Origin of the sequence: Nonomuraea sp. NPDC050383, from assembly GCF_044459125.1 — a bacterium.
In the GTDB taxonomy this organism is placed as follows: Bacteria; Actinomycetota; Actinomycetes; order Streptosporangiales; family Streptosporangiaceae; genus Nonomuraea.
On the sequence record NZ_JBITIP010000002.1, the window covers coordinates 403,268 to 419,345 of the forward strand.

General features: G+C 70.1%; 15 protein-coding genes. 4 read left to right on the plus strand and 11 right to left on the minus strand.

All coding sequences use genetic code 11. The features are described 5' to 3' along the window. Positions 1–143: 143 nt before the first annotated feature. The 5 genes from ACIBG4_RS06595 to ACIBG4_RS06615 all read right to left on the minus strand — a co-directional run bounded on the left by ACIBG4_RS06595 (position 144) and on the right by ACIBG4_RS06615 (position 5,416). Positions 144–2,876, minus strand: a complete 2,733-nt coding sequence (locus ACIBG4_RS06595) for a PQQ-binding-like beta-propeller repeat protein (RefSeq protein ID WP_397200975.1) — start codon at positions 2,874–2,876, stop codon at positions 144–146. Next, on the minus strand, positions 2,834–3,613 hold the full coding sequence (locus ACIBG4_RS06600) for a hypothetical protein (protein ID WP_397200976.1): 780 nt from the start codon (positions 3,611–3,613) through the stop codon (positions 2,834–2,836). Before ACIBG4_RS06600 ends, ACIBG4_RS06595 begins: the two co-directional genes overlap by 43 nt. Before the next feature lie 306 nt (positions 3,614–3,919). Beyond that, complete coding sequence (locus tag ACIBG4_RS06605; RefSeq protein ID WP_397200977.1) at positions 3,920–4,138, minus strand: hypothetical protein; 219 nt, start codon at positions 4,136–4,138, stop codon at positions 3,920–3,922. 166 nt (positions 4,139–4,304) lie between these two features. Next, positions 4,305–4,706, minus strand: a complete 402-nt coding sequence (locus ACIBG4_RS06610) for a peptidase inhibitor family I36 protein (protein ID WP_397200978.1) — start codon at positions 4,704–4,706, stop codon at positions 4,305–4,307. A gap of 149 nt (positions 4,707–4,855) precedes the next feature. Beyond that, positions 4,856–5,416, minus strand: coding sequence for a TOPRIM nucleotidyl transferase/hydrolase domain-containing protein (locus ACIBG4_RS06615; protein WP_397200979.1), 561 nt, complete (start codon positions 5,414–5,416; stop codon positions 4,856–4,858). A 188-nt stretch (positions 5,417–5,604) separates the two neighbouring features. Between ACIBG4_RS06615 and ACIBG4_RS06620 the strand changes: the two genes are divergently transcribed. Further along, on the plus strand, positions 5,605–7,440 hold the full coding sequence (locus ACIBG4_RS06620; protein WP_397200980.1) for a glycoside hydrolase family 15 protein: 1,836 nt from the start codon (positions 5,605–5,607) through the stop codon (positions 7,438–7,440). Positions 7,441–7,455: 15 nt separating this feature from the next. Here ACIBG4_RS06620 and ACIBG4_RS06625 read toward each other — a convergent pair whose 3' ends face one another. Both ACIBG4_RS06625 and ACIBG4_RS06630 read right to left on the minus strand, forming a co-directional pair. Next, a complete protein-coding gene (locus tag ACIBG4_RS06625; RefSeq protein ID WP_397200981.1) occupies positions 7,456–7,941 on the minus strand; it encodes a DUF1707 domain-containing protein in 486 nt (161 codons plus the stop codon). A gap of 55 nt (positions 7,942–7,996) precedes the next feature. Continuing rightward, positions 7,997–8,749 (minus strand): PadR family transcriptional regulator, encoded by a 753-nt coding sequence (locus ACIBG4_RS06630; RefSeq protein WP_397200982.1) that lies wholly within the window; start codon positions 8,747–8,749, stop codon positions 7,997–7,999. A 317-nt stretch (positions 8,750–9,066) separates the two neighbouring features. Between ACIBG4_RS06630 and ACIBG4_RS06635 the strand changes: the two genes are divergently transcribed. Continuing rightward, on the plus strand, positions 9,067–9,795 hold the full coding sequence (locus tag ACIBG4_RS06635) for a metal-dependent hydrolase (protein ID WP_397200983.1): 729 nt from the start codon (positions 9,067–9,069) through the stop codon (positions 9,793–9,795). 308 nt (positions 9,796–10,103) lie between these two features. Then, positions 10,104–12,878: an aconitate hydratase AcnA gene (gene acnA, locus ACIBG4_RS06640; RefSeq protein WP_397201239.1), complete on the plus strand. Its 2,775-nt coding sequence runs from the start codon at positions 10,104–10,106 to the stop codon at positions 12,876–12,878. A gap of 50 nt (positions 12,879–12,928) precedes the next feature. Here the strand turns inward: acnA and ACIBG4_RS06645 are convergent, their stop codons facing one another. Together ACIBG4_RS06645 and ACIBG4_RS06650 are read right to left on the minus strand one after the other, a co-directional pair. Next, positions 12,929–13,729: an ABC transporter permease gene (locus tag ACIBG4_RS06645; RefSeq protein WP_397200984.1), complete on the minus strand. Its 801-nt coding sequence runs from the start codon at positions 13,727–13,729 to the stop codon at positions 12,929–12,931. Positions 13,730–13,742: 13 nt separating this feature from the next. After that, positions 13,743–14,660, minus strand: a complete 918-nt coding sequence (locus ACIBG4_RS06650) for an ATP-binding cassette domain-containing protein (protein WP_397200985.1) — start codon at positions 14,658–14,660, stop codon at positions 13,743–13,745. Between the two features lie 68 nt (positions 14,661–14,728). On the opposite strand from ACIBG4_RS06650, the gene ACIBG4_RS06655 reads away from it, so the two are divergent. After that, the gene (locus ACIBG4_RS06655) at positions 14,729–15,379 is read left to right on the plus strand and encodes a TetR/AcrR family transcriptional regulator C-terminal domain-containing protein (protein ID WP_397200986.1); all 651 of its coding nucleotides are present in this window, start codon (positions 14,729–14,731) and stop codon (positions 15,377–15,379) included. 99 nt (positions 15,380–15,478) lie between these two features. On the opposite strand, the gene ACIBG4_RS06660 is transcribed toward ACIBG4_RS06655, so the two are convergent. Both ACIBG4_RS06660 and ACIBG4_RS06665 read right to left on the minus strand, forming a co-directional pair. After that, positions 15,479–15,811: a type II toxin-antitoxin system PemK/MazF family toxin gene (locus tag ACIBG4_RS06660; protein WP_397200987.1), complete on the minus strand. Its 333-nt coding sequence runs from the start codon at positions 15,809–15,811 to the stop codon at positions 15,479–15,481. After that, positions 15,792–16,022 (minus strand): hypothetical protein, encoded by a 231-nt coding sequence (locus ACIBG4_RS06665; protein ID WP_397200988.1) that lies wholly within the window; start codon positions 16,020–16,022, stop codon positions 15,792–15,794. Before ACIBG4_RS06665 ends, ACIBG4_RS06660 begins: the two co-directional genes overlap by 20 nt. Between the last annotated feature and the right edge of the window lie 56 nt (positions 16,023–16,078).

Genomic DNA, 16,078 nt, shown 5'->3' on the forward strand with positions numbered 1-16,078 from the left:
ATAAATGCCAACACGCATAGCTCCGTGGTAGGGCCTCCGCGCCCGCCCAGGCGTGGCCGCGCACCTGTTCGGCTGCGGGAACGCCAGCTATATCTCCACCCGCTGGTGGTCGCAGCGATCATTCATCGTTTCCCGTCACGCCACTACGGGCCTGCCGTGGGACGGGCGTAGATGTTTCCGTTGGAGCTGCCGATGTACACGAAGCCGTCTGCCACGACAGTTTCCGTTTGGGCCTTGCCGCCGGTCCGGAACCTTGATCGCGGCGCACCGGTGGCGGGGTCGAGAGCGTACAGCGTTCCCTCGCGGTCGGAGACGTAGACGGTTCCGTCCGCTGCCACGGGGCCGGTGTCGCGGCCGCCGGGCAGCGGGAGGCGCCGGCGCGTCCTGCCCGTGGCGGTGTCGAGCGCGTACAGCACACGGTCGCGGCCGACGGTGTACAGGAGTCCGTCCGCCACCGCGGCGCTCCATGCGAACATGGGCTGGTCGCCCTTGGCCTGGAAATCCCACAGGGGCGCGCCGGTCGCGGCGTCCAGCGCGTGCGTGGTGCCCTCGTCGTCGCCCACGTACACGGTCCCGCCGGCCACCATCGGACGGACGGAGATGGTGCCGGTGATCCGTGACCTCCATCGGACCTCGCCCGAGACGGCGTCCACGGCGTTCACGCCGCCGCTGCTGCTCGTGGCGTAGACGGTCGTGCCGGTCCGTAGCAGGAGGATGCGGTCGCGTTCCCCGCCGAGTCGGTAGCGCCGTTGCTGGGTTCCGGTGGCGGGGGAGAGGGCGTACATCACGCCGTGGTCGCTTCCGGTGAGGACGACGTCGCCGGCCAGCACGGGCTCGGGGGTCAGCACGTCGCCCGCCGGCTGGAAGCTCCACAACTGCTTGCCGGAGGCGGCGTCGAGCGCGACGAGTTCGGCCTTCGAGGACCAGGCGGGGTGCCTGGTCCAGAGGTAGAGGCGGCCCGCCGCGACCACGAGGCGACCGAACACGGTGATCCTGCGGCTCCATCTCGGGCGGCCGGTGCCCGTGTCCAGCGCCACCAGCCTGCCCGTTCTACTGGCCGCGTACACGGTGCCGTGCGCCACCACGTGGCCGTCCTCCACGGAACCGCCCGTCCGGTAGCGCCACCGCACCGCGCCGGTGGCGGCGTCCAGCGCGGACACCGTGCCGTCGCCGCTGGTGGCGTAGACGACGCCGCCGGTCACCACCGGCTCGGTACGCACGGCCGCGTCGGTCGGGAAACTCCATCCGCGTTCGCGCACGTGGGCGGGGGCGCGAACGCCCGGCCTGTACCGGGCGAGCAGATGGTCGCGCAGCACCGGGGAGAGGAGCCGCACCGCCTGCCGTGAGGACGAGGTCAGCTTGACGATGACGGGTCCCACGTTGATGATCGTCGCGCCGTAGAAGCCGTTCGTCTCCGCCACGGTGTAAGTCAGGAAGCCCGGGGCCTCGGTGGTGGGATCGATGTCGCCGGTCTCCTCGACGGCGGCCGCCTCGGCGGTGTACAGCTTGCGCGCGCTCGCGTCCGACGACGACACCCACTCCACGGACAGCGAGACGACGGCGCCGTCGTCGGCCGGCGGTATCCAGTCGCATTTCGCCGCGCCGTCCGCTGCCGGGGCCGGGCGGTAGCCATCCGCGAAGGCCGCCAGGTCGCGGCCGGTCAGCAGGGCGCAGGCGTCCGGCCAGGCGGTCTTCGGGCGGGCGGTCCCGTAGATCAGCCTGTACGCGGTGAGCCGCCCGTCCCCGGGGACGTCGCTGAACACGAAGGCCATGTCCCGGATCTCCCCGGCAAGGGAGACCAGGTGGGCGGGCAGGTCGATCGGCAGCCCGCCGAGCCGCCCGGTGCCGGGGTCCATGGAGATCAGGTAGGCGGGCAGCGGCCAGGTGGTGTTCCGCAGGGCACGGCCCTGGTCGTTCGCCACGGTGGAGGAGCCGGCGTACAGGGGCGGGTTCCAGCGGTCCGGATCAGTGACCTTGACGGCTTGCGAGCCGGTGGACAACAGGCGGCCGTCGGGGTCGAGGAAGAAGTCGTCCTCGCCCGCCCTGGCCTGCACGTACCCTTCGGCGTTGGCCGTGAGCCTGATGGACGGGGCCCCGTTCTTCGGGGAGAACGACGACGGCAGCACGCGCGTCCATCCCTGCCGCAGGGTGCGCGGATCCATCGAGGCCAGCCGCAGCTCGTTCCCCTGGCAGTAGCTGAGCAGCCGCACCGATCGGGCCGTCGCTGCGCCGGTCAGCCGGCAGCTTCGCGGGTAGGTCACCCTGGCCGTGGGCCTTCCGGTCCGTGCATCGAGGGCCTGGATGTCGAGGGGTTCGTCTGCCTGCTCGAACACCACGATGCCGTGCTCGGTCGCCATGATCCGCGGGCCGTAGTACGAGCCGGTGTCGCTCAGCCGCGGCTGGCGGAGGGCGGTGACGACCGTGCGCCGCCACAGCTGCGCGCCCGTGGCCAGGTCGTGGCCGTACAGGGTCTGCTCGGCGCCGTCCGGTTCTCCTCTGGCGACGACGAGCGTGTCGACCGCGATCCAGACGCCGGTGATGGGCGCGGGCTGGGCCGGGTCGGCGGGTACGGTGCGCCGGAGCGCGCCCGTGCGCGGGTCGTGGATCCTTACGGTGCCCTGCCGCGTCGCCACGGTGACCGCCCGGGCGGACACGGCGTGGCCCGGCGCCTTCAGGAACATGACGCCGTTCTCGGCGTCCGCGGGCACCGACCACGACGCACGCCACTCGACGGGTACGCGGGGCAGCCTCGTGACGTGGTCCAGGGCCGCGGCCGAGCAGGTCGCCAGGATGACCACGAGCAGGATCGCGGCTGACCGGCGCCTGCGCGCGGTCAGCACTTCCCGGCCTTGGCGAGCTTCCGTTCGATCGCGCACGCGCCGCTCCTGGAGATCGGCTGCCAGCCGCCGAGCGGGGAGATCGTGTAGTAGGCGTGGTAGGTGCCGGAGGCACCGGTGATCCGGAACGGGGTCCTGTCCGGCCCCTGGATCGTCACCTGCTCGGTCCGGTCCCCCGCGAGCACGGTGATCACGAGGTCGAAGGCGTAGTAGGCGGCCGTGCCCGTGACCGTCATGGACAGCGTGACTTGTTCGTCCTGTTTGAGGTCAATCTGCTTCTTTCTGAAGTACGAGATGTCCGGGGTTTTGGGACTGGTGAAGCGGGGTGCGGGTTCGTCGAGGTCGGCGGAGAGTTCGATGGTGGCGACCTCCCCGCCGGAGGTGTAGACGAACAGCGCGCCGTCCGAGACGGGCTTGCGATCGAGGACACGCGGCTGGATGTCGACGATGCGCACGCTGCTGCGGTTGCCGACGAGGGCGACGGTGAGGTCGGCGGTCTCGAGCGGGGCCCGGTCGTGGCGCGCCATGACCGTGTCGCGTCGCGAGCCGGACGCGCTGCCCTGCAGGATCGCCCGCTCCGCGGGGTCGGTCACCGCTTCCCTGAGGGTGATGTCCTGCGCGGCGTAGTCGACGGCCACGTGGCCGACCTTGATCGGGGGCTCGCCGCTGATGCTCTCGACGGTGTCGGAGCCGCGCGCGTTGAACCAGGCGGCGAACACGACCCCGACGGCCGCGACGATCACGGCGCTGACGATTCCCGCCAGCCACGTCCGCATGGCTTTCCATCCTCCGGCCTCCTCGGTACGGGGGGCGGAGGGGGCACGCCTCTTCTGGCGCGTTCTGGCCATGGGCGTACCCTTCGCTGGCGGTGCAACGGCAGCTGATATATAGCTGATGGGGACGCCGCGTGGCCTCAGTGTTGACGAATTCAGTCTGGAGTTCTGAATTCCACCGGGCAGATCGGGCACGAAAGATTACGAATAACGGTTCAGCCGATAAAGCAGGCTTCGGCAAGATGGCGTTGACGACCGTGGTGCGAGGTGACCCGCGGCTCCAGGCCCGTCGCGGTGGATGGCAAGGCGCTACGCGGCGGCGGTCGCCTGGCCGAGCACGGCACCGTGCATCTTCTGGCCGCCTTCGATCACCAGTCCGGGCTGGTGCCGGCCCAGGCCGACGTGGCCGGCACAACGAACGAGCCACACGAGGATCGCCTGCGGGAAAGAGCGAGCGCATTCATGGCCGAGAGAAATGGCTGGATGCGCATCACCGTGCGGTTGTGGAACACACTCCACGGCGCTCATCCGGATGGGTGCTGGGACAACCTCCTGGGACAATCCAGGAAATGGAGCCGAATATCCTGCTGCTTCAGGATTGCCGGGGTCAGCCGGCCGACGACAGGAACAGGCCGTCAACGCGAAATACGACCTGGACATGAGAGTCCAGGTCGTCCCATCGTCGTCTACCGGCCTAGGAGCAGTCCATGTGCAGCGAGGACGCCTCGTTGTCGAACCCGTTGTTCGTCAGGTCGGAGTCCACGGACCTGCCCTGCGCGTAGTAGGTGTCGCCGTCGCCGTACGAGTAGGCGTCGTAGAGCCATACCGCACAGAGGGTGTCGTTCTTCATCGAGCTGGCGCCGTTGTTGACCGGGCGTGACGTGCCCTGCCAGTAGTTGTTGGACAGATTGTTGTCCTTCTTCTGCTGCTTGTAGGCGCCTTCCGTGATGCACCACTTCCCGCCCTTGTAGTCGTCGTGCTCGTAGAGGCAGAAGTACTTTGTGGCTGCCTCGGTGTCGGCCTGGGCGGGGGACGCACCCGGGAGAAAGCCCAGGACAAGGGATGCGAGCAGCGCGACAGATGCCGGTTTCCGCAAGACGTTTCTTCTTTCACAGGGGGGTCAGCAAGAGCAAGATCACGTTAGCCGGTCGTGGTTCCGACTGTCCACTTCCGCTCAGTCGGCCTGTCCCAAACGACCCTGTCACCCGGCCGGCCAGGTCGGGCAGCACCCGGTGAGCGGCTGCCTCACAGGTGGGCGAGCAACATCTCCAGCGGTCGCGGCACGCGGTCGGGATCGAGTGCCGCGACGAGCGGGCCGGCGTAGCGGATCTTGCGGCCACTGCCTGATCCCATGAACCGGCGAAGCTGGTCGTGAGTGGTTCTCCCACGCCATGCGGGTTGCATCTGGAGCGTGCGAAATGAGCTGAGGTCGCCCTCGGCATCGACGACGCGCTCGACCGTGTCGGTGCCGAGCGCGCGGATCAGCTCGTCTTCCAGGTCGGCGACGCACACGAAGAATCCGAGCGCCTCCAGATCGCTCTGGCTGAGATCGGAGCCGAGGCCGGCGCGCTCGAGAGCCCTCCGGTAGTCGCCTTCCTCCCCGACGTCGCACAGACCGGCCAGCCGGAGATCGCGACCGTGAGGGCCGAACCTGCCGACATACGTCCCGATGTTCGTGGCACCGCCCATCGCGACAAGGGATATGCCTTCGGCCGCCAGGTTCCGGCCATGGCGCTCGGCCAACGCTTCGATGGCCGACTTGTCGCTGTCGCCCTCGACCAGGACCACGGTCTGCGTGTCGCTCACGAGCCCAGCCTGGCACCGAACCTGGCGAGGTTCATCCCCTTTTATGCGCGGAAGGCTTTATGCGCGGAAGGCCGCCTGCCGCAGTGCCGCCGGGGTTGTTCGGACGAACCCGGCGGCCGGTGACGGCCCGTGACGGGCGGCGTAGCACCATGGACAGGGGACAGCCGACGTCCGGGGAGGTCGCCGCGATGGCCGTGACATTCGATCACCAGGGCCCGTCCAGGGCCTCCCGCTACCTGCCCATCGCCGAGCACGGCCTGATCGGCGACCTGCGGACCGTCGCCCTGGTCGGCACCGACGGCACCATCGACTGGTACTGCTGCCCGTCCTTCGACTCGCCCAGCGTCTTCGCCTCCATCCTGGACGCGGACCGGGGCGGCGCGTTCGAGCTGTGCGCCACCGTCCCCGCGCGGACCAAGCAGTTCTACTTCCCCGACACGAACGTGCTGATCACCCGCTTCTTCACCGGGGACGGGGTGGGCGAGATCCAGGACTTCATGCCGGTGACCGGTGGCGAGACGGAAGCCGACCGGCACCGTCTGATCCGCCGCGTCCTCTGCGTACGCGGGCAGATCCCCTTCCGGGCGCGGGTGGCGCCCCGGTTCGGCTACGGCGCCGAGCCGCACGAACTGACCCGGCGCGACGGCCTCGTCGTCTTCTCCTCCGCCGCCCTGTCGCTCGCGCTGACCGCCACGGTCCCCGTCGAGTGCGACGAACGCGACGCGCACGCCGACTTCACGCTGCGGGAGGGCGAGTCCGCGGTGTTCGCGCTGGACCGGGTCCGCGCCGACGTGTCGCCGCGCGGCTGCCCGCACGAGGAGGCGGAGCACGAGTTCAACGCCACGGTACGGTTCTGGCGGCGCTGGCTGTCCGCCTCGCGCTACCGCGGCCGCTGGCGGGAGATGGTGCACCGCTCGGCGCTCACCCTCAAGCTCCTCACGTACGCGCCCACGGGGGCGATCGTCGCCGCGCCCACGACCAGCCTGCCCGAGCAGCTCGGCGGCGAGCGCAACTGGGACTACCGCTACCTGTGGGTACGCGACGCCGCCTTCGCCGTCTACGCGCTGCTGCGGCTGGGCTTCACCGGCGAGGCCGAGGCGTTCATGAGCTTCCTCACCCACCGCGTCTGCCGCCGCGAGGACGGCCCGTCCGGGCCCCTCCAGATCATGTACGGCATCGACGGCCGCACCGAGCTGCCCGAACGCGAGCTGACCCACCTGGAGGGGCACCAGGGCTCGGCCCCCGTCCGGGTCGGCAACGCCGCCGCCGACCAGCTCCAGCTCGACATCTACGGCGCGCTCATCGACTCGATCTACCTCTACGACAAGTGGGGCCAGCCGATCTCCAGCGACCACTGGGACGACGTCTGCGCCCTGGTGGACTGGGTCTGCGCCCACTGGAACCAGCCGGACGAGGGCGTCTGGGAGACCCGCGGCGGGCGCAAGAACTTCCTGTACTCGCGGCTGATGTGCTGGGTGGCGATCGAGCGGGCCATGCGGATGGCCCGCCGCCGCGGCCTGCCCGCCGACATCCCGCGCTGGCGCGACACCCGCGACATGATCTACCGGGAGCTCATGCGGCGCGGCTGGTCGCCCGTGCGGGGCGCGTTCGTGCAGCACGAGGACGACGACGTCCTCGACGCCGCCGTCCTGATGATGCCGATGGTCAAGTTCATCTCGCCCACGGACCCGAAGTGGCTGTCCACCCTCGACGCGCTCACCGCCGACCTGGTGTCGGACTCCCTCGTGTACCGCTACGACCCGGAGGCCAGCCCCGACGGGCTGCGGGGGGAGGAGGGCACGTTCTCGATCTGCTCGTTCTGGTACGTCGAGGCACTCGTACGGGCGGGCCGCGTGGAGGAGGCCCGGCTGGCCTTCGAGAAGATGCTCACCTACGCCAACCACGTGGGCCTGTACGCCGAGGAGATCGGCCAGAACGGCGAGCAGCAGGGCAACTTCCCCCAGGCCTTCACCCACCTGGCCCTGATCAGCGCCGCCTTCAACCTGGACCGCGCCCTCGGCTGACTCCAGGAGCACGGGTCACTGGCGGTTGTTGCGGCGGTGGATCAGGGAGAAGACCATGCCGACGATCCACAGCACGAACAGGACCTTGAACACGCCCCACCCGCCGAAGATCATGCCGAGGACGAGGAACACCGCCAGCACCGGCAGGAACGGTTTCGGGCCGTGGCGGCGGCCCTGGTGGCGCATGTCACGGTAGGCGCGGCGCATGTCGCGGTGGGCGTGGCGCCCCTGCTCCATCTGCTGCCGGTGGGCGTGCATCGCCGCCTTCCAGTCGTCCATGCCCGGGATCGGCGTCGCGGGCGGGCCGGGGTGGACGGCGGGGGAGCCGGGCAGGTCGGCCGTGACCTGCGCCAGGTCGCCGGCGGTGCGCGCGGCCAGCGCCCGGTCGAGGCGCTCGTCGAGCTCCTCGTGGTCCAGGCGGCCCTGCGCGAAGTGCTCGCGCAGGGCGGCCATCGTCTGCTCGCGTTCGGCGTCGCCGATGCGGAGATCCTTGGGGTCCATGGGAGGGGCCTCCCTCTCTCCGAGCCGGCTGTCCGTTGCGAAGCCGGTCATGCGGTCACTCCTCGCCCGGGTCGCCGTCGGCCAGGATCTGGTAGAGCTTGCGCCGGGTCTCTACCAGAGTCTTACGCGCTTCGCGGATCTGTGCGTCGGTTCCGGTCTGGAGAACCTGAACCATCGCGAAAGCGGACTGCCGGGCGATGTCCCACAGATCGGCCGCGTTGTCGTCGATGTCGGGGCGCATCTCGTCCCACGGGGTGCGGACCTCGTCGCCGTGGGCGTCGATGTACGCGCGGCCCTCGTCGGTGAGGCGGAAGGTCTTGCGGCCCTCGTTCTCCTCGGCGACGACCAAGCCCTCGTCGGTGAGCTGCTGGAGCGCCGGGTAGACGGCGCCGGGGCTGGGCTTCCAGCCGCCCTCGCTGCGCTCGGCGATCTCCTGGATGATCTGGTAGCCGTTGCGCGGCTCCTCGGAGAGCAGGGCCAGGATCGCGGCGCGCACGTCGCCCCGCTTGGCCTTGCGGCCCCGGCCGCCCCAGCCGCGGTGGCCGCCGAACGGCCCACCGGGACCGAACGGCCCGCCAGGCCCGAACGGGCCGCCCGGGCCCCAGGGCCCCCGGCCGAACTCGGGCGGGAACGGACGCCGGGCGCGCCCCCTCTCCTCGTGCGGGTGGTGGTGATCGTGGTGGCGGCGGTGTCCCGCCTCCTCCCAGGCTCCTGCCGTGGCCCTGAGCGCTCGGACGGCCTCGCGGGCGGCCCGCTTGAACTCACGCGCGTCGGGCCACTGCCCGCCGGCTGCATGTGCTGTGGTCATGATATTTCCTCCTCTGAGATACCTCGCGACTGTTCGCGATGCTTCAACGATATATCGGAAGTATGTCGTCTGCAACGCTCCCGGCGGAGTGAGACACATCACGAAAAAGTCGCGGAATTCGGGAACAGGATCCGGAACGGGGTCGTTGTTCAGTGCAGACGAGGTCGTTCCGCGTCGGCAGGGCTGGGGGGTGCTGTCGCCGTGGAGACGACCTCGTCTGCGTTCCCGGACAAGTTCGTGGACGTCTGGCGTACGGGTACGGGACCGTTCCCGTACGGCACGCTCACCTGTCGTCGCTTTGCCGTACAGTCCGGATCATGATGGGGCACACGCACGCGATGACGGGGGCCATCGCATGGCTGGGGCTGGCGCCGGGGCTCGCGGCGCTGCCGATGGTGATGGAGTCGTCCCGGTTCATCGAGACCGGGATCATGGCCAACGCGCTGACCCCGGCGGAGCTCATCGCCGGCGCGCTCGTCTGCGCGGGCGCCGCGATGCTGCCCGACCTCGACCATCCCAGCGCGACGATCGCGCAGACGTTCGGCCCCGTGACGTGGCTGCTGAGCAAGGCGGTCTGCTGGGCGAGCGGCGGGCACCGGGGCGCCACGCACTCGCTGGTGTTCGCGGTCGCGCTCGGGTTCGGGGCGCACTGGCTGGCCGGCGCCTACCCGATCGGGCGCGACATCATGGTCGTGCTGCTCGTCGGGCTCGCCTTACGCGCCATCGGCATCGGCATCCCCGGCAACAAGCTCGGCTCGGCGCTGGTCAACATCGGTCTCACCGCCGGCCTGTACGCCGTCTTCCTCTCCCAGGGCGTCGGGTACGCGTGGCTCGGCATGGCCGTGGCCCTCGGCTGCCTGATCCACGTGGTGGGCGACTGCATGACCGAGCGCGGCTGCCCGGTGCTCTGGCCGATGTCGGTGAAGTTCGTGCTGCCGTGGAAGATCGGCATCAAGACCGGCAAGAAGTTCGAGCAGAAGATCCTCGCGCCCGTGCTGTCGATCGCCATCATCGCCCTGCTGTTCCTGCGCCTCGCCCCCGTGTAGCCCGCCCCGAGCCCCCTCGCGGCCCGGCCGGAGTCCCCGTGCGGCCCGCCCGGAGTCCCCATGTGATCAGGCCGGACTCCTCTCCTGGGCCTCCACTCTCTCCGTTTAACTTGATGTCGAGATACTTTTCGCGATATCTTGACGTCGAGACACCGCTGCAACCACCGGTTAGGGTCACCTAACGTGCTGATCAGTCCCGGGGTGCGGCAGGATTCAACTGGGAGCGAATCCGGCATAGCGCGCGGAATGCCGCGGGCAGGCAGCCGCGAGCGTCCCCACGATCACGCACTGGTCTATGGAGGAGGCGAATCACCGTGTCCGCGAACAGCTTCGGCAGCCGTGACACGCTACGCGTCGGCGACGCGTCGTATGAGATTTTCCGGCTGGACGCCGTCGAGGGCGCTGCCCGCCTCCCGTACAGCCTGAAGATCCTGCTGGAGAACCTGCTCCGCACCGAGGACGGCGCCAACATCACCGCCGACCACATCCGGGCGCTCGGCGAGTGGGACCCGAGCGCGGCCCCCAGTGTCGAGATCCAGTTCACCCCCGGCCGCGTCATCATGCAGGACTTCACCGGCGTTCCGTGCGTCGTCGACCTGGCCACCATGCGCGAGGCCGTGCGCGACCTCGGCGGCGACGCGGCCCGCATCAACCCGCTGGCCCCCGCCGAGATGGTCATCGACCACTCGGTCATCGTCGACTACTTCGGCCACCCCGACGCCTTCCGGCGCAACGTGGAGCGGGAGTACGAGCGCAACCGCGAGCGCTACCAGTTCCTGCGCTGGGGCCAGACCGCCTTCGACGAGTTCAAGGTCGTCCCGCCCGGCACCGGCATCGTGCACCAGGTCAACATCGAGCACCTGGCCCGCGTGGTCATGACCCGCGACGGCAAGGCGTACCCCGACACCTGCGTCGGCACCGACTCCCACACCACGATGGAGAACGGGATCGGCGTCCTCGGCTGGGGCGTCGGCGGCATCGAGGCCGAGGCCGCGATGCTCGGCCAGCCGATCTCCATGCTGATCCCGCGCGTGGTGGGCTTCAAGCTGAGCGGCAAGCTGCCGGCCGGCGCCACTGCCACCGACCTGGTGCTGACCATCACCGAGAAGCTGCGCAAGCACGGCGTGGTCGGCAAGTTCGTCGAGTTCTACGGCGAGGGCGTCTCGTCCGTGCCGCTGGCCGACCGGGCCACGATCGGCAACATGAGCCCCGAGTTCGGCTCCACCTGCGCGATCTTCCCGATCGACGGCCAGACCGTCGACTACCTGCGCCTCACCGGCCGCTCCGAGGAGCAGATCGCCCTCGTCGAGGCGTACGCCAAGGCCCAGGGCCTGTGGCTGGACCCGTCCGCCGACGAGCCGGTCTTCTCCGAGTACCTGGAGCTCGACCTCGGCACGGTCGTCCCGTCGATCGCCGGCCCGAAGCGCCCGCAGGACCGCATCGCGCTCTCCGAGGCGAAGAGCGCCTGGCGCGCGGCCGTCAAGGACTACGCGCCGAGCGTCCTCGGCCCCGCGGACGAGGCGTCCGACGAGTCGTTCCCCGCCTCGGACTCGCCCGCGATCAGCCACGACGGCGACGGCGACCAGCCGCACGCCGCCGCGCTCAACGGCTCCCGCCCGCACAAGAAGGTGCCGGTGACCCTGGCCGACGGCACCTCGTTCGAGATCGACCACGGCATCGTCGCCATCGCCGCGATCACCTCGTGCACCAACACCTCCAACCCGTACGTCATGCTCGGCGCCGCCCTGCTGGCCCGCAACGCGGTGGAGAAGGGCCTGACCCGCAAGCCGTGGGTCAAGACCTCGCTGGCGCCCGGCTCGCAGGTCGTCACCGGCTACTTCGAGCGCTCGGGCCTCCAGCCGTACCTCGACAAGATCGGCTTCAACCTCGTCGGCTACGGCTGCACCACCTGCATCGGCAACTCGGGCCCGCTGCCCGAGGAGATCTCCGAGGCGGTCCAGGCCAACGACCTCGCGGTCACCGCCGTGCTGTCCGGCAACCGCAACTTCGAGGGCCGCATCAACCCCGACGTCAAGATGAACTACCTGGCCTCGCCGCCGCTCGTCGTGGCGTACGCGCTGGCCGGGACCATGGACATCGACCTCGACAACGAGCCGCTCGGCACGGGCGCCGACGGGCAGCCGGTGTTCCTGCGCGACATCTGGCCGTCGCCGGAGGAGATCTCGGCCGTCGTCACCTCCTCGATCGGCCGCGACATGTTCGAGCGCGACTACGCCGACGTGTTCAAGGGCGACGACCACTGGCGGTCGCTGCCGATCCCCACCGGCGACACGTTCGAGTGGGACCCGTCGTCCACGTACGTCCGCAAGGCCCCGTACTTCGACGGCATGCCGGAGAAGCCCGAGCCCGTCACCGACATCGCCGGCGCCCGGGTGCTGGTCAAGGTGGGCGACTCGGTCACCACCGACCACATCTCGCCGGCCGGCTCCATCAAGGCCGGCACCCCGGCCGCGCAGTACCTCCAGGCCAACGGGGTCGAGGTCAGGGACTTCAACTCGTACGGCTCGCGGCGCGGCAACCACGAGGTGATGATCCGCGGCACGTTCGCCAACATCCGCCTGCGCAACCAGATCGCGCCGGGCACCGAGGGCGGCTACACCCGCGACTTCACCCAGGCCGACGCCCCGGTGTCGTTCATCTACGACGCCTCCGTCAACTACGCCGCCGTCGGCACGCCGCTCGTGGTGCTGGCCGGCAAGGAGTACGGCTCGGGCTCCTCGCGCGACTGGGCGGCCAAGGGCACGGCGCTGCTCGGCGTCCGCGCCGTCATCGCCGAGTCGTACGAGCGCATCCACCGCTCCAACCTCATCGGCATGGGGGTGCTCCCGCTGCAGTTCCCCGAGGGCGCCACGGCCGAGTCGCTGGGGCTGACGGGCGAGGAGACGTTCGACATCACCGGTGTGGAGGAGCTCAACAAGGGCGGCATCCCGCGGACCGTGCACGTGAAGGCCGGTGACGTCGAGTTCGACGCGGTGGTCCGCATCGACACGCCGGGCGAGGCCGACTACTACCGGCACGGCGGCATCATGCAGTACGTGCTGCGCTCGCTGCTCGCCAAGTAACGCGCGTCGAGGACGCCGCCCCCGCGATCCGGGGGCGGCGTCCTCGCATGTCAGCGGTCCATGGTGCGGTAGCGGTGCACGGCCAGCGGCAGGAACACCACGAGGATCCCCACCGACCAGACCAGGCTCGCGGTCACCGGATGCTGGAGCGGCCAGGCCGGGGAGACCGAGGTGGGGTTGCCGAAGAGGCCGCGGGTGGCGGCGACGACGGCGCTCATGGGGTTCCAGTCGGCGACGGGCTTGAGCCAGACCGGCAGCCCCTCGGTGGGGACGAACGTGTTGGCCAGGAACGTCATCGGGAACAGCCAGCCGAACGTGGCCGCGTCCGCCTGCGCGCCGCTCTTGATCCACAAGCCGATGTACGTGCCCACCCAGATCATCGCGAACCCGAACAACGCCAGCAGCCCGAATGCCGCCACCGTGTCCCCGAGGCTCCCGTGCGCCCGCCACCCGGCGATCAGCACGCCGGCCAGCACCATGGCGCCCAGCGACAGCAGGTGCATCGACAGGTCGGCCACGCTGCGCCCGACGAGCACGGCGCTGCGGGCGATGGGCTGGGCACGGAACCTGTCGATGATCCCGCGCGCCATGTCCTCGCCCACGGTGGTGGCGGCCGAGGTCGCGGTCATGGCCATGACCTGCATGAAGATGCCGGGCATGAGGAAGCTCCGATAGTCGCCCCCGCCGGGCAGGACGATCGCGCTGCCGAAGACGTAACCGAACAGCACCGTCATGATCACGGGGAACACCAGGAACGCGACGATCTCGCCCGGCTGGGCCTTCAGTCGCGAGTAGGTGCGGCCCGCGATGGTGAGGGAGTCGAGCAGGGACCAGCGCAGGGTCTCGTACATCGATGGGCTCCTTTCAGGCCGTCAGGCGGAGGAAGACCTCGTCGAGGGTGGGCCGCCGCAGCGTCAGGTCCTCCACGGGGATGCCGGCCGCGTCCAGGGCGCCGGCGATGCGGATGAGCGACTGCGCCCCGTCGGCCGCGGGAACGGTCACCCGCCGACCCTCGGCGCTCTCGGCCTCCGGTGTCCCGGTGCTCCGCAGCAGCCGCAGCCCCGTGTCCACGTCTCCGGGTCGCCGGAAGACGATCTGCACCCGGTCGCCGCCGATCGTCCGCTTCAGCTCTTCGGGCGAGCCCGCGGCGGCCACGGCGCCCTCCCTGAGCACCACGACCTGGTCCGCCAGCTGGTCGGCCTCGTCCAGGTACTGGGTGGTCAGCAGGAGCGTGGTGCCCTCCTTGACCAGGTCGCGCAGCAGCTCCCACAGCTGCATCCGGCTGCGCGGGTCGAGCCCGGTGGTGGGCTCGTCCATGAACAGCACCGGCGGTGACACGATCAGGCTCGCGGCCAGGTCGAGCCGCCGCCGCATGCCCCCGGAGTACTCCTTGACCGGCCGCCGCGCCGCCTCCGCCAGTCCGAACCGTTCCAGCAGCTCGTCCGCCCTGCGCCGCGCCTGCGCCCGGGACAGGTGGTAGAGCCGCGCGAACATCTCCACGTTGCGCCGGCCGGTGAGCAGCTCGTCCACGGCGGCGTGCTGGCCGGCCAGGCCGATGCGGAAGCGCAGGCGCGCCGCGTCGCGCACCACGTCGAGCCCGTCCACCTCGGCGCGGCCGCCGCCGGGACGCAGCAGCGTGGTGAGGATGCGCACGACCGTGGTCTTGCCCGCGCCGTTCGGCCCGAGCAGGCCGCACACCGTGCCCCGTTCGACGTGCAGGTCGATGCCCTTGAGCGCCTCCTGGTCCCCGTATCGCTTGCGCAAGCCCTCCACCCGGATCATCCGAGCCTCCTTAACGCCGTTAAATCTAACATCGTTAAGGATGCTTGAACGGCGTTAAGCTGTCAACCGTGGCACTGGAGAAGAACACCATCGTCGCGACCGCGCTGCGGCTGCTCGACGAGGGCGGGCTCGACAAGCTCACCCTGCGGCGGCTGGCCGGCGAGCTGGGCGTGCAGGCCCCCGCCCTCTACTGGCACTTCCGGAACAAGCAGGAACTGCTGGACGCCATGGCGGCGCAGATGGTGAGTGAGCAGCCCGCGCGGCCCGTGTTCACCGACCCGGCGCGGTGGCGGGAGTGGGTCGCCGACCGCGCCCGGGGCGACCGCGCGATGCTCAACTCCCGCCGCGACGGTGCCCGGCTGGCCGCGGGGACCCGGCCGTCGTCCGAGCTGTTCGCGCTGGTCGAGCGGGCGGTGGCGGCGCTGGAGTCGGCCGGGTTCACGGCGGAGGACGCCATGCTGGGGCTGTCCTCGGTCAGCGGGTACGTCGCCGGCTTCGTACTGGAGGAGCAGGCCGACCGGGCGCGGGACGACTCCGAGGGGCCGCCCGACGAGGAGGAGTTCGCCCGGACGTACCCGCGGCTGATGGCGGCCCTGGAGCGGATCGGCGACCCCCAGGGCGACCGGGCCTTCGAGGGCGGGCTCGCGCTCATCCTCGACGGGCTGGAACGGCGGCTGGCCTCCGGCGACTCGTCCGGCGTCCCGGGTCCGGCCGAGTGAAACCTGTCGAAGGCGTGCCGGTCCCTCGGGCCGACCCCGCCTCTGGAAAGATGGGAGAGCGCCACCCGGCGAAGCTCGAATTCGCCGGGTGGCGTTCGTTCACAGCATCCGTCTGAGCATCGCGACCGCTTCGGCCACGATCTCCTCGGACGCGTTGCCGATGAAGAAGTCGAACCGGTCCGGCGAGATGGCGCGGACCTGCTCCACCATCGCCCAGCTGGTCTTCGTCAGACCTGTGCCATCGCACCCCACTCGGACATGGGTGAGATGGCCGCGCTCGCGGGTCGTCAGCGGAACCGCGAACACGAGGCCCAGCTTCGAGCGGTTGAGGCGGTCGTTGCTGAGGATCATTGCGGGCCGGTCGTAGCCCTGCTCACGGCCGTCGGGGGCGCCGAACTGTGCGAACCAGATGTCACCTTGGGCCAGTTTCATGCTTCTCCTCAGGGAATGTGATCAGGCCCTCCCACTCCGGCGCGATATGGCGCGAGCGTGGCGGGGGGCCCAGGACGAGCTCGCGTTCGGCGAGATACTCGGCCCAGCTCTGCGGGTCCTCGCGCTGGGTCCGTTCAATCTGCTCATCGAGCTCCTGCCAGAAATGCTTGTGTTCGTAGTCCGTGATGGCGTCTATGAGCACCTCAGTCATGGTCCGGCCCTCCTTACGGGCGATACGGGCTAGGCGGTCTCTTGTGGTGACGCTGA